General features: G+C 72.0%; 12 protein-coding genes. 8 read left to right on the top strand and 4 right to left on the bottom strand.

The genetic code is table 11. The features are described 5' to 3' along the window. The first annotated feature begins 9 nt into the window (after positions 1–9). The 4 genes from AB0E14_RS17825 (at position 10) to glmM (ending at position 4,450) form a co-directional block, all read left to right on the top strand. On the top strand, positions 10–1,632 hold the full coding sequence (locus AB0E14_RS17825; RefSeq protein WP_362418236.1) for an ATP-binding cassette domain-containing protein: 1,623 nt from the start codon (positions 10–12) through the stop codon (positions 1,630–1,632). A 276-nt stretch (positions 1,633–1,908) separates the two neighbouring features. Continuing rightward, positions 1,909–2,352: a 50S ribosomal protein L13 gene (rplM, locus tag AB0E14_RS17820; RefSeq protein ID WP_362418233.1), complete on the top strand. Its 444-nt coding sequence runs from the start codon at positions 1,909–1,911 to the stop codon at positions 2,350–2,352. Between the two features lie 44 nt (positions 2,353–2,396). Further along, positions 2,397–2,915: a 30S ribosomal protein S9 gene (gene rpsI / locus AB0E14_RS17815; RefSeq protein ID WP_352188402.1), complete on the top strand. Its 519-nt coding sequence runs from the start codon at positions 2,397–2,399 to the stop codon at positions 2,913–2,915. Positions 2,916–3,091: 176 nt separating this feature from the next. Then, complete coding sequence (glmM, locus tag AB0E14_RS17810) at positions 3,092–4,450, top strand: phosphoglucosamine mutase (RefSeq protein ID WP_362418230.1); 1,359 nt, start codon at positions 3,092–3,094, stop codon at positions 4,448–4,450. Positions 4,451–4,456: 6 nt separating this feature from the next. On the opposite strand, the gene AB0E14_RS17805 is transcribed toward glmM, so the two are convergent. Together AB0E14_RS17805 and coaA are read right to left on the bottom strand one after the other, a co-directional pair. Then, on the bottom strand, positions 4,457–5,416 hold the full coding sequence (locus AB0E14_RS17805) for a DUF389 domain-containing protein (RefSeq protein ID WP_362418227.1): 960 nt from the start codon (positions 5,414–5,416) through the stop codon (positions 4,457–4,459). Between the two features lie 32 nt (positions 5,417–5,448). Beyond that, on the bottom strand, positions 5,449–6,426 hold the full coding sequence (coaA, locus tag AB0E14_RS17800; protein WP_362418224.1) for a type I pantothenate kinase: 978 nt from the start codon (positions 6,424–6,426) through the stop codon (positions 5,449–5,451). A gap of 172 nt (positions 6,427–6,598) precedes the next feature. Here coaA and AB0E14_RS17795 point away from each other — a divergent pair, with 172 nt between their 5' ends. From AB0E14_RS17795 to AB0E14_RS17785, 3 genes are read left to right on the top strand one after another with little or no spacing between them, the layout of a single operon-like run. Then, positions 6,599–7,363 (top strand): hypothetical protein, encoded by a 765-nt coding sequence (locus AB0E14_RS17795; protein ID WP_362418221.1) that lies wholly within the window; start codon positions 6,599–6,601, stop codon positions 7,361–7,363. Between the two features lie 39 nt (positions 7,364–7,402). Beyond that, the gene (glmS, locus tag AB0E14_RS17790) at positions 7,403–9,250 is read left to right on the top strand and encodes a glutamine--fructose-6-phosphate transaminase (isomerizing) (protein ID WP_362418218.1); all 1,848 of its coding nucleotides are present in this window, start codon (positions 7,403–7,405) and stop codon (positions 9,248–9,250) included. A 4-nt stretch (positions 9,251–9,254) separates the two neighbouring features. Further along, positions 9,255–9,623: a holo-ACP synthase gene (locus tag AB0E14_RS17785; RefSeq protein ID WP_362418215.1), complete on the top strand. Its 369-nt coding sequence runs from the start codon at positions 9,255–9,257 to the stop codon at positions 9,621–9,623. A gap of 153 nt (positions 9,624–9,776) precedes the next feature. On the opposite strand, the gene AB0E14_RS17780 is transcribed toward AB0E14_RS17785, so the two are convergent. Both AB0E14_RS17780 and AB0E14_RS17775 read right to left on the bottom strand, forming a co-directional pair. Continuing rightward, on the bottom strand, positions 9,777–11,141 hold the full coding sequence (locus tag AB0E14_RS17780; protein ID WP_362418212.1) for a YncE family protein: 1,365 nt from the start codon (positions 11,139–11,141) through the stop codon (positions 9,777–9,779). 14 nt (positions 11,142–11,155) lie between these two features. Then, a complete protein-coding gene (locus AB0E14_RS17775) occupies positions 11,156–11,713 on the bottom strand; it encodes a hypothetical protein (protein WP_362418209.1) in 558 nt (185 codons plus the stop codon). Between the two features lie 125 nt (positions 11,714–11,838). Here AB0E14_RS17775 and AB0E14_RS17770 point away from each other — a divergent pair. Then, the coding region (locus AB0E14_RS17770) for an NAD(P)H-hydrate dehydratase (RefSeq protein WP_362418206.1) at positions 11,839–13,152 on the top strand (1,314 nt) is incomplete at its 3' end.

The raw sequence follows: 13,152 nt of genomic DNA, 5'->3' as shown, positions 1-13,152 counted from the left end.
ATGGCCCGCATGGGACACGTCGAGGCCGCGCATCTGGAGTACTACCTTCCCGACGGGAGGGTCCTGCTCGCGGACGCCTCCTTCCGGGTCGGGGAGGGCGCCGTCGTCGCCCTGGTCGGGGCCAACGGCGCCGGGAAGACCACGCTGCTGCGGATGATCGCCGGTGAGCTCCAGCCGCACGGCGGATCCGTCACCGTCAGCGGCGGGCTCGGTGTGATGCCGCAGTTCGTGGGCTCGGTGCGGGACGACCGTACGGTCCGTGACCTGCTGGTCTCGGTCGCCCAGCCGCGTATCAGGGAGGCCGCGAGGGCCGTCGACGCGGCCGAGCACCTGATCATGACCGTCGACGACGAGGCCGCGCAGATGGCGTACGCGCAGGCGCTGAGCGACTGGGCCGAGGTGCAGGGGTACGAGGCCGAGACCGTCTGGGACATGTGCACCATGGCCGCGCTCGGCGTCCCGTACGACAAGGCGCAGTTCCGCGAGGTGCGCACGCTCAGCGGCGGCGAGCAGAAGCGTCTGGTCCTGGAGTCGCTGCTGCGCGGCACGGACGAGGTGCTGCTCCTGGACGAGCCGGACAACTACCTCGACGTCCCGGGCAAGCGGTGGCTGGAGGAGCGGCTGCGGGAGACCCGTAAGACCGTGCTGTTCATCTCCCACGACCGGGAGCTGCTCGCCCGGGCCGCGCAGAAGATCATCGCGGTCGAGCCCGGTCCGGCCGGATCGGACGTCTGGGTGCACGGCGGTGGCTTCGAGACCTTCCACGAGGCGCGACGGGAGCGGTTCGCCCGCTTCGAGGAGCTGAAGCGGCGCTGGGAGGAGAAGCACGCGCAGCTGAAGAAGCTGGTGATCAACCTGCGGCAGGCGGCCGCGGTCTCCCACGAGATGGCGTCCCGGTACGCGGCGGCGCAGACCCGGCTGAAGAAGTTCGAGGAGGCGGGCCCGCCGCCGGAGCCGCCCCGCGAGCAGGACATCCGGATGCGGCTGCGCGGCGGACGTACCGGTGTACGGGCCGTGACCTGCGAGAACCTCGAGCTGACCGGTCTGATGAAGCCGTTCTCGCTGGAGATCTTCTACGGGGAGCGGGTCGCCGTCCTCGGGTCGAACGGCTCGGGCAAGTCGCACTTCCTGCGGCTGCTGGCAGGGGACCCGTCGGTGGCGCACACCGGGGAGTGGAAGCTGGGCGCCCGGGTCGTCGCCGGCCACTTCGCGCAGACCCACGCGCACCCGGAGCTGCAGGGGCGTTCCCTGGTGGACATCCTCTGGTCGGAGCATGCCAAGGACCGGGGCGGGGCGATGTCCGTGCTGCGGCGGTACGAGCTGGAGGCGCAGGGGGACCAGCCCTTCGAGAAGCTGTCGGGCGGGCAGCAGGCGCGGTTCCAGATCCTGCTCCTGGAGCTCTCGGGCACCACGGCGCTGCTCCTGGACGAGCCGACGGACAACCTGGACCTGGAGTCGGCGGAGGCCCTCCAGGACGGTCTGGAGTCGTACGAGGGCACGGTGCTGGCGGTCACGCACGACCGGTGGTTCGCGAAGACCTTCGACCGGTACCTGGTCTTCGGCTCGGACGGGGTCGTACGGGAGACGAGCGAGCCGGTGTGGGACGAGCGACGGGTCGAGCGGGCGCGGTAGGGCCTGTCGTTCGGATCATGCCGGGCTCCGGCCTGATCCGAACGAAAGACCCTGGCGCCCTCGGCGTTTTGACCCGCCGGGGGCGGCGCGGGTACTGTTGCGGTTTGTTATGCGTATTGGCTTCGTCGTTTTCACGCGAAGGGCCGGTGCGCAAGTTCCCTGGAGCAGTTACCAGTGGCTCGCATACGGGCGGTGTTCCCGGCAGTGCAGGCCCCAGCTGCATGATCGCTTCAGGTGTGTCTGGACTCCATCCACTGAAGAAGCGAAGGCTACGAAGTGCGTACGTACAGCCCCAAGCCCGGCGATGTCACTCGCCAGTGGCACATCATCGACGCCCAGGACGTTGTCCTCGGTCGTCTGGCGACGACGGCTGCGAACCTCCTGCGGGGTAAGCACAAGCCGGTCTACGCCCCCCACATGGACATGGGCGACTTCGTCATCATCATCAACGCCGACAAGGTCCACCTGTCCGGCAACAAGCGCGAGCAGAAGCTGGCGTACCGCCACTCCGGTTTCCCGGGTGGTCTGCGCTCCGTCCGTTACGACGAGCTGCTCGACAAGAACCCCGAGAAGGCCGTCGAGAAGGCCATCAAGGGCATGATCCCCAAGAACTCCCTGGGCCGTCAGATGCTCTCGAAGCTGAAGGTCTACGCGGGCGAGAACCACCCGCACGCTGCCCAGCAGCCGGTCCCGTTCGAGATCACCCAGGTCGCGCAGTAGTTCCGGCCACACCCCCTAAGAACGAAAGAAATCTGAGGAGCATCGTGGCCGAGACCACTGTTGAGAACCCCATCGAGGGCGAGGAGACCTACGCCGAGGTCACCACCTTCGAGTCCGAGGTCCCCGTCGAGGGCGAGTACACCTCGGAGTCCCTGGCGTCGCGCTTCGGTGACCCGCAGCCGGCCGCCGGCCTGGGTCGTCGCAAGAACGCCATCGCCCGCGTCCGGATCGTCCCGGGCACCGGCAAGTGGAAGATCAACGGGCGTACGCTCGAGGACTACTTCCCGAACAAGGTCCACCAGCAGGAAGTCAACGAGCCCTTCAAGGTGCTCGAGCTCGACAACCGCTACGACGTCATCGCCCGCATCTCGGGTGGCGGCGTCTCCGGTCAGGCCGGCGCCCTGCGCCTCGGCGTGGCCCGCGCCCTGAACGAGGCGGACGTGGAGAACAACCGCGGTCCGCTGAAGAAGGCCGGCTTCCTCTCCCGCGACGACCGTGCGGTCGAGCGCAAGAAGGCCGGTCTCAAGAAGGCCCGCAAGGCCCCGCAGTACAGCAAGCGTTAATCGCCTGCTCGGTCTGCTTTGCACGTACGCCCCGGCGGCACTGCCCGTGCTGCCGGGGCGTACGTCTTTTCCTCCCCCTGAGCTCTTTCGGACAGCTTTGATGGCGGTTCCGACATGAAAACGGGCATCAGGCGCTCAGGGGATCGCACTTTTCGGAGCAGTTTCGGAGGACAGCTGTGGGACGACTCTTCGGCACGGACGGTGTACGCGGTGTGGCGAACGCGGATCTGACGGCGGAGCTGGCGCTCGGCCTGTCGGTCGCGGCGGCGCACGTGCTCGCCGAGGCGGGGACCTTCGAGGGCCATCGGCCGACCGCGGTGGTCGGGCGTGACCCCCGTGCGTCGGGAGAGTTCCTGGAGGCCGCCGTCGTGGCGGGCCTCGCGAGCGCGGGCGTCGACGTCCTGCGTGTCGGCGTCCTGCCCACCCCCGCGGTGGCGTACCTCACCGGAGCGCTCGGCGCCGACCTCGGCGTGATGCTCTCCGCCAGCCACAACGCGATGCCCGACAACGGCATCAAGTTCTTCGCCCGCGGCGGCCACAAGCTCGCCGACGAGCTGGAGGACCGGATCGAGTCCGTCTACGAGGAGCACCGCACCGGCGCCCCGTGGGAGCGGCCGACCGGCTCCGGCGTCGGCCGGGTCCGTGACTACGACGAGGGCTTCGACAAGTACGTCGCCCACCTCATCGCCGTCCTGCCGAACCGGCTCGACGGGCTCAAGGTCGTCCTCGACGAGGCGCACGGCGCGGCCTCCCACGTGTCGCCCGAGGCGTTCTCCCGGGCCGGTGCCGAGGTCGTCACGATCGGTGCGGCCCCCGACGGCCTCAACATCAACGACGGCTGCGGCTCCACCCACCTGGGGCTGCTGAAGGCCGCCGTCGTCGAGCACGGCGCCCACTTCGGCATCGCGCACGACGGCGACGCCGACCGCTGCCTCGCCGTGGACGCGTCCGGCGAGGAGATCGACGGCGACCAGATCCTCGCGGTCCTGGCGCTCGCCATGCGCGAGGCCGGCACGCTGCGCGGCGACACCGTCGTCGCGACCGTGATGTCCAACCTCGGCTTCAAGCTGGCCATGGAGCGCGAGGGCCTGCAGCTGGTGCAGACGGCGGTCGGCGACCGGTACGTCCTGGAGTCCATGAAGGAGCACGGCTACGCGCTCGGCGGCGAGCAGTCGGGCCACGTCATCGTGCTCGACCACGCCACCACCGGCGACGGCACGCTGACCGGTCTGATGCTGGCGGCCCGGGTCGCGGCCACCGGCAAGTCCCTCGCGGAGCTGGCCGGTGTGATGGAGCGGCTGCCGCAGGTCCTCATCAACGTCCCGGACGTCGACAAGTCCCGGGTGAAGACCTCCGCCGAGCTGGCGACCGCCGTCGGGGACGCCGAGCGCGAGCTGGGCTCCACCGGCCGCGTCCTGCTCCGCCCCTCGGGCACCGAGCCGCTGGTGCGGGTCATGGTCGAGGCCGCCGACATCGAGCAGGCCCGGTCCGTGGCCGGGCGGCTCGCCGATGTGGTGAAGTCCGCGCTGGGATAAGCGCGTTCAGAACTTGCGTGGCGCACCCGGCGGGCGGGTCATCCGGCCCTGCTGGGTGCGCCACAGCAGTTTCCAGGCGACGAGGGTCAGCACGCCGGCGACGATGATGCCGGTCAGGTTGAGCAGCAACTGCTCGGCGGAGCCCCACATCTGGCCGAGATCGCCGTAGCTGAGGGCGACGGCCGCGTTCGCCGCGGCCGGGACGGTCGTCACCGAGATCGCCACGCCGACGAGCACGCCCGCCTTCGACGACGTCATCGAGACCACGCCGGCCACGCCCGCGAGGAGCGCCACGATGAACGAGAACGGGTCGGGCTGGAAGATGAATCCGGTGTTCGGGCGGTCCGCTTCGAGCATGCCCCGCTCGAACTGGCCGAGGGCGTCCATCACCAGGCTGAACAGGGTCGTCGCCACGATGGCCGCGGCGAAGCCGACCACCAGCGCGACCGACGAGCGGAAGACACCCCTGCGGTCGCGCCGCACCAGGCTGGTGCTGATCCCGGCGAGAGGGCCGAACTCGGGGCCGACCGCCATGGCGCCCACGATGAGGATCGCGTTGTCCAGGACGACACCGCAGGCCGCGATCATCGTCGCCACGATCATCAGGGCCGCGTAGGCGATGGTGAGGGTGGACTCCTCCTGCGTGGTCTCCGAGATCTGCTCCCAGATCACCGCGTCCGCCGCTTCGCCCGGCGCCTCCTCCTCCGCCTTCTCGGCGCGGTCGGAGAGGGACAGGTCCACGTTCTCGACGGCGATCGAACCGACCTTGTCGATGTCCAACTGCCGCAGTCCCTGCAGGAGTTCGTCGCCTGCCTCGCGGGCCACGTCGACCAGGACGATGTCGCCCTCGGGCTCGCGGGCGACGCCCTTGAGCACCGCGAGATGCGTCGTGCCCACGGTGGTGTCGATCAGGTCGAGCACGGCGTCCGTGCGGACGGCCGGGGTGATGATCCGCAAGTGCAGCATGGCCGCACCTTAACGGGGTTCGGTGACGGGACTCAGAGTTTGCGCAGGGACAGCCGCTGCACCTTGTGGTCCGGCCCCTTGCGGACGACGAGGGTCGCCCGGCCCCGCGTCGGGGCCACGTTCTCCAGCAGATTGACCTTGTTGATGGTCCGCCACATCGTGCGGGCGTACTCCAGGGCCTCCTCCTCGGAGACCTGGGTGTACTTCTGGAAGTACGAGAACGGGTTCTGGAACGCGGTCTCGCGCAGCCGCCGGAACCTGTTGAGGTACCAGGCCTCGATGTCCTCGGGCCGGGCGTCCACATAGACGGAGAAGTCGAAGTAGTCGGCGAGCCCCACCCGGGTCCGGCCGTCCTTGCCGGGCAGCGCCGGCTGGAGCACGTTGAGCCCCTCCACGATGAGGATGTCGGGACGGCGGACCACGAGCCGCTCGCCCGGCACGATGTCGTAGATGAGGTGGGAGTAGACCGGGGCGGTGACCTCGTCCTTGCCGGCCTTGATGTCGGCGACGAACCGGGTCAGGGCCCGCCGGTCGTACGACTCGGGGAAGCCCTTGCGGGACATCAGGCCGCGCGCCTTCAGCTCCTCCATCGGGTAGAGGAAGCCGTCGGTGGTGACCAGCTCCACGCGCGGGTGCTCCGGCCAGCGGGCGAGCAGCGCCTGGAGCAGCCGGGCGACGGTGGACTTGCCGACGGCGACGGAGCCGGCGACCCCTATGACGAAGGGCGTACCGCGCTGCTCGGCCCGCTCCCCGAGGAAGGTGTTCAGCGCGCCGCGCAGCCCGCTGGTGGCCTGGACGTACAGATTGAGCAGCCGGGACAGCGGCAGATAGACGTCCCGGACCTCGTCCAGGTCGATGACGTCGCCGAGCCCGCGCAGCCGCTCGACCTCCTCGGCGGAGAGCGGCAGCGGCGTCTTGTCCCGCAGCGCGCTCCACTCGTCCCGGGTGAGGTCGACGTAGGGCGTGGCCTCGGGAGGCCGGCGCTGGCTTCGTGGCGGCGAAGTGATCACCCCGCCATTGTCGTGCGTGCGGGGGGATTGTGGGCCGTGGGCTCGGTCACGCGGAAATCCCGTTGTCGGACCGTCGCTCTATGGTGATCATGCACATGGCCGCGTGGGGTGGGTTTCACGCGGGGGGACGCCGCCCGTCGGCGGCACACAGGGACAAGAGGGTCACATCCGTATGCGTACGTCCATCAGAATCGCCACCGCCACCGTCACGGCCGCCTCGCTGGGACTGCTGCTCACCGCCTGCGGCGGGGGCGAGAAGGGCGGGGACAAGGGGAAGGACGCCCCGAAGGCCTCCGCCTCCGCCACCTCCGCCGCGCCCGACGCGAAGGCGCTGTCGGCGGCCGAGCTGGAGAAGCTGATCGTCGGGCAGGCCGACCTGAAGGGCTACCAGGTGGAGCAGGCCAAGGCCGCCGACCTGGCGAAGCCGGGGGACATCGTGACGGACAAGGCCGCCTGCCTGCCGCTCGCCGAGGCCATGTCGTCCATCGCGATCGGGAACGCGCCGGCGAGCGCGCGACGCGTCGCCGTGGAGACGCCGAAGACGGAGAAGGGCGCGACGGGCGCGCCCGACGGAGTCCTCGACGCGCTCGGCGCGCCGGCCACGGCCGTCACGCTCGGTTCGCACGACGGTGGCGGCGCGCAGACGGCGCTGGCCTCGCTGAAGACGGCCGGCACGGAGTGCGCGGGCGGCTTCACGGCCACCGTGGGCAGCGAGAAGACGAAGATCACCAAGGTCGCTCCGGAGACCGTGTCCGTCGGTGAGGAGGCGATCGCCTTCACCGTCACCACCGACATGGAGGGCGCCCCGTGGACCAGCAAGGTCGTGGCCTTCCGCCAGGGCAACACGCTGGCGTCCTTCTTCGTGTACAGCCTCGTGGGCAAGGTCGACGCGCTGCCGAAGACCGTCATCGACGCGCAGGCGGCCAAGCTCGGCTGAGTCCGTTCCTCCGCCCGGTTTCGGTCGTACGCTTCCGTCATGTGCGGAATCGTGGGGTACGTCGGCGGGCAGTCGGCGCTTGATGTGGTGATCGCGGGCCTCAAGCGGCTCGAGTACCGGGGCTACGACTCGGCCGGTGTCGCGGTGCTCTCCGACGGAGGACTCGCCGCGGCGAAGAAGGCGGGCAAGCTCGTCAACCTGGAGAAGGAGCTGGTGGACCGGCCGCTGTCGAGCGGCTCCACCGGCATCGGACACACCCGCTGGGCCACCCACGGCGGGCCGACCGACACCAACGCGCACCCGCATCTCGACAACGCGGGGCGCGTGGCCGTCGTCCACAACGGCATCATCGAGAACTTCGCCGCCCTGCGCGCGGAGTTGGAGGAGCGCGGCCACGACCTGGCGTCCGAGACGGACACCGAGGTCGTGGCCCATCTGCTCGCCGAGGAGTTCTCCTCCTGCGGTGACCTGGCGGAGGCCATGCGGCTGGTGTGCCGGCGGCTCGACGGGGCGTTCACCCTGGTCTCCGTGCACGCCGACGAGCCGGACGTGGTCGTCGGGGCCCGCCGCAACTCGCCCCTGGTCGTGGGGGTCGGCGAGGGCGAGTTCTTCCTCGCCTCGGACGTGGCCGCGTTCATCGCGCACACCCGTTCGGCCATCGAGCTGGGCCAGGACCAGGTCGTGAAGCTGTCCCGGGAGGGCGTCGAGGTCACCGACTTCGGCGGCGCCCCCGCGGACGTGCGGGCGTACCACGTGGACTGGGACGCCTCGGCCGCCGAGAAGGGCGGCTACGACTACTTCATGCTCAAGGAGATCGCCGAGCAGCCCAAGGCCGTCGCCGACACGCTGCTCGGCCGCATCGACGCGGAGGGCCGGCTCCGGCTCGACGAGGTGCGCATCCCCGACGCGGTGCTGCGCGAGGCCGACAAGATCGTGATCATCGCGTGCGGTACGGCGTTCCACGCGGGGATGATCGCGAAGTACGCCATCGAGCACTGGACCAGGATCCCCTGCGAGGTGGAGCTGGCCAGCGAGTTCCGCTACCGCGACCCGATCCTCGGCCAGCGCACGCTGGTCATCGCCATCTCGCAGTCCGGCGAGACCATGGACACCCTGATGGCGCTGCGGCACGCGCGCGAGCAGGGCGCGAAGGTGCTGGCCGTCTGCAACACCAACGGCTCGACCATCCCGCGCGAGTCCGACGCCGTGCTCTACACGCACGCCGGGCCCGAGGTCGCCGTCGCGTCCACGAAGGCCTTCCTCACCCAACTGGTCGCCTGCTATCTGCTCGCCCTGTACCTCGGGCAGGTGCGCGGGACCAAGTGGGGCGACGAGATCCACGCCGTCATCCGCGAACTCGCCCGGATCGCCGACGAGGTCGAGCGGGTCCTGGAGACGATGGAGCCGGTACGGGCCCTCGCCCGCTCGCTCGCCCACAAGGACACGGTGCTCTTCCTCGGCCGGCACGTCGGCTACCCCGTGGCCCTCGAAGGCGCGCTGAAGCTGAAGGAACTCGCGTACATGCACGCCGAGGGGTTCGCGGCGGGCGAGCTGAAGCACGGGCCGATCGCGCTCATCGAGCAGGACCTGCCGGTGGTGGTCGTCGTGCCGTCGCCGCGCGGGCGGTCCGTCCTGCACGACAAGATCGTCTCCAACATCCAGGAGATCAGGGCGCGGGGCGCGCGGACCATCGTGATCGCGGAGGAGGGCGACGAGACGGTCGTCCCGTACGCCGATCATCTGATCCGCATCCCGGCAACGCCTACGCTGCTTCAGCCGCTGGTCTCCACCGTGCCGCTGCAGGTCTTCGCCTGCGAACTCGCGACCGCGCGGGGCAACGAGGTGGACCAGCCGCGGAACCTGGCGAAATCTGTGACCGTGGAGTGAGCGAATGATCATCGGGGTGGGGATCGACGTGGCGGAGATCGACCGCTTCGCGGCGTCGATCGAACGGACGCCGGGGCTGCTCCGCCGTCTCTTCGTCGAGCGCGAGCTGTTGCTGCCGAGCGGCGAGCGGCGCGGTACCGCGTCCCTCGCGGTCCGCTTCGCCGCCAAGGAGGCGGTGGCCAAGGCGCTCGGCGCGCCGGCGGGCCTGCACTGGACGGACGCGGAGGTCTACGTCGAGGCCACCGGCCAGCCCCGGCTGCGCGTCCGGGGCACGGTGGCGGCGCGCGCGGCGGAGCTGGGCGTACGGCACTGGCACGTCTCGCTCAGCCATGACGCGGGCGTCGCCTCGGCGGTGGTGATCGCGGAGGGGTAGCCGCCTGGGCAGGGGCACGTGGACGGGTGGCCTCAGGCGGGGTACGTGGACGGGTCCGGGGGCCCGGCCCGGCCGTGACGGTGCCGGGCCGGGCTCCCGGTGTCGCGCGCGGACCGGGGCCAAGGGAGTGGGCGCGCGCGTCTGTGGCCCGCTCTAGGGCGTGCCGCGCCGGGCGCGGCGGCGGGTGAGCAGGACGGTGGCTCCGCCGAGCACGGCGAGAGAGCCGGCGGCGAGGGCCGCGGGGAGGACGGCGCCGCCACCGGTCGCGGCGAGGCCGCCGGTGGAGTCGGTGCCGGTGTGAGTGCTGGTGTGGATGCCATCGCCGCCGCCCACCGTGCCTGCGGCGGCGGGCGGTGGTGGTGCGGACGGCACGGGCGACGCGGGCGTCGCCGGGGCGGTGGGCCCGGTGGGCTCCGTGGGGGCCGGGGTCGGTGCGGTGGTGGACGTCGAGGTGGGTGTGGGGGTGGGCGTGGACCCCGTCGGGGTCGGGGTCGGGGTCGGTTCCGGTGGCGGGGTGCGGCGTCGCGTCTGGGTCACCGCGCCCGCCGCGACCGTGTAGAGCGTGTGGGCCTCGGTGTCGAGGGCCAGGGCCGCGGGGCGTTCGCCGGTGGTGATCGTCTCCGTCACCGTCGCCCGCTCCGGGTCCACGACCGCGACCGTGGCGGCGCCGGTCTGTGCCGCGTACAGGGTCTTGGTGCCCGGGTCGTACGCGAGGGCCTTGGGATGGCCCTCGACCGGGATCGTGCCGGTCACCTTCCGCGCCGCCAGGTCGACCGCCGAGACCGTACCGGCCGCCAGGTTGGCGACGTACCCCGTGCGGGTCGTCGGGTCGACCGCGACGCCCATGCTGCCGAGAGCGGTCGAGCCGAGGCTCACCGTGCCCGTGAGGCGCCCGGTCGTCCCGTCGACGGCGTTGAGCACGTTCCTGTAGACGACGGCGCCGTTCTCCACCGCGCCGCCCACGTAGGTCGCGTACCCCATGTGGTGGACCGGGTCGACGGCCAGGCCCGCGGGGTGGAAGGGCAGGACCACGGGGTCGCCGACCGCCCGGGCGGTCGCGGTGTCGTAGACGGTCACCGACTTGGCCGCCTGGTCGCCGACGTAGAGCCGCCCCTGTGCGGGGTCCGCCGCGAGCAGCGTGACGCTGCCCGTGACCGGCAGGACGCCGTCCGCCAGCGTGCGGTCGGCCGTGTCGTACGAGGCGACGCGGGTGGACAGGCCCAGGTACAGCCGGCCGGTCCCGCCGAGGGCGAGCACGGTGGCGGGGGCCGGGAGGGCGACGGGCTCGCCGACGAGGGCGCCGGTGGTGGTGTCGTAGGTGCTGAGGCGGTGGGCCGCGCCGTCGCTGCTGCTCACGTAGAGGCGGTCGGCGGCCGGGTCGACCTCGGCGTCCAGGGCGTCGCCGAGCGGCGGGCGGATCGTGCGCACGTTCTCGTGCGTGGGGTCGGCGGTGGCCGAAGGGGCCGACGGGGCGGGCGCCGCCGCCGTGCCCGTGAGGGCGACGGCGACGGCGGCCACGGTCAGGGTCCTCCTCACTGGAAGGTCACCGGGATGTAGACGTCGTACTTCCGGTCCGCGCTGTCGTAGTGGTCGGCGCGGGTGACGATCGCGCAGTTCACGCCGGACTGGCCGCAGGTGACGGTGTCGGAGATCTTCGCCTTGACGTGGATCTGGACGGAGAACGAGCCCAGGCCGGCCGACTCCGTGTACGGGGAGGAGTTGGAGGGCGAGAGCCAGTACCAGTCGCTGTTCACCCAGTGCGACGCCCCGGTCGTGCCCGACTGGTCCTGGCCGCCGAGGCAGGGCGTGGGCTTGCTGTTCCAGGTCGCGGGATCGGCCGCGTTCACCCCCGCGGGTATCGCGCACAGGCCCACGTAGACGCCCTGGTCCGGGTTGTATCCGGAGCCGCTGACGGTGACGTTGGCTCCGGCCGCCGGGGCCGTGGAGGGCGCGGTGAGGGAGAGGGCGTAGGTGCGGGAGCCGTCGGTGACGGTCCGGCCGGCGGTCGCGGCGGAGGCGGTGGAGGCGAGGCCGACGGTGAGCGCGGCGGCGGAGGCGAGGGTGAGCGCGGTGCGAAGGGCGGTACGCATGACGGAGGAGGCCTTCCCTGAGCGAGGTGCGGTGCTGGTTAGGTAAGGCAAACCTAAGTTGACTTTGAGGGAGCGTCAACCCCGGCCTCCGGGACGGGGCTTGGCCCGTGCGGCAGACTGCGGGCATGCGTACCGCTTACCGCGTGGAGACCGTACGGGCCGCCGAGGCCGAGCTGATGGCAGCGCTGCCCGAGGGCGCGCTGATGCAACGGGCCGCGGCCGGGCTCGCCGCCGCGTGCCTGTCCCTGCTCGGCCGGGGCCATGTGTACGGGGCGAGGGTCGTCCTGCTCGTCGGCGGCGGGGACAACGGCGGCGACGCCCTCTACGCGGGCGTCCGGCTCGCGCGCCGCGGGGCCGGCGTCACCGCCGTCCTGCTCGGCGCGCGGGCCCACGAGCGCGGGCTCGCCGCGCTGCTCGCCGCCGGGGGGCGGGTGGCGGAGGACCCCTTCGAGGCCCTCGCCGTCGCCGATCTCGTCGTCGACGGGATCACCGGCATCGGCGGCCAGGGAGGCCTGCGGCCGGACGCGGTCCCGGTCGCGCGGGCCGCGCGCGGCTCGGACGCGGCCGTGGTCGCCGTCGACCTGCCGAGCGGCGTGGACGCCGACACGGGGCAGGTCGCGGGGGAGGCGTTGCGGGCGGACGCGACGGTCACCTTCGGCGCGTACAAGCCGGGGCTGCTCATCGACCCGGCGCGCGAGTACGCGGGGGCGCTGCGGCTCGTGGACATCGGCCTCGGCGCGACCCTGCCGTCCGTGCCGGACTTCGAGGCGCTGCAGCACGAGGACGTGGCACGGCTGTTGCCCGTGCCGGGCGTGGAGAGCGACAAGTACCGGCGCGGTGTGGTCGGGGTCGTGGCCGGCTCCGCGCGCTACCCGGGCGCGGCGGTGCTCGCGGTGACCGGCGCGCTGCGGGGCGGTGCGGGCGCCGTGCGGTACGTGGGGCCCGCCGGGGACGCGGTGATCGCGCGCCACCCGGAGACCCTGGTCCACGCCGGGGCGCCCGGGAAGGCCGGCCGGGTCCAGGCGTGGGTCGTCGGCCCTGGCCTCGGCGACGAGCGGTCGGCGGTCGCGGAGGTCCTCGCCTCCGACGTACCGGTCCTGGTGGACGCGGACGGGCTCGCGGGCCTCGACGCGACGGCGGTACGGGAGCGCACGGCGCCGACCCTGCTCACCCCGCACGCGGGCGAGGCGGCGGCGCTCCTGGGCGTCGCACGCGAGGAGGTGGAGGCGGAGCGGCTCGCGGCGGTACGGGAGTTGGCGGGGCGCTTCGGCGCGACGGTCCTCCTGAAGGGCTCGACGACGCTGGTGGCGGAGGACTCCGGGCCCGTACGGGTGAACCCGACGGGCACGTCGTGGCTGGCCACGGCCGGGAGCGGCGACGTGCTCTCCGGCCTCGCGGGCTCGCTCCTCGCGGCGGGGCTGCGGGCGCGGGACGCGGGG

The sequence above is a fragment of the Streptomyces sp. NPDC047981 genome (assembly GCF_040653315.1).
Classification (GTDB): Bacteria; Actinomycetota; Actinomycetes; order Streptomycetales; family Streptomycetaceae; genus Streptomyces.
This window is presented reverse-complemented; position numbering and strand designations above follow the sequence as displayed.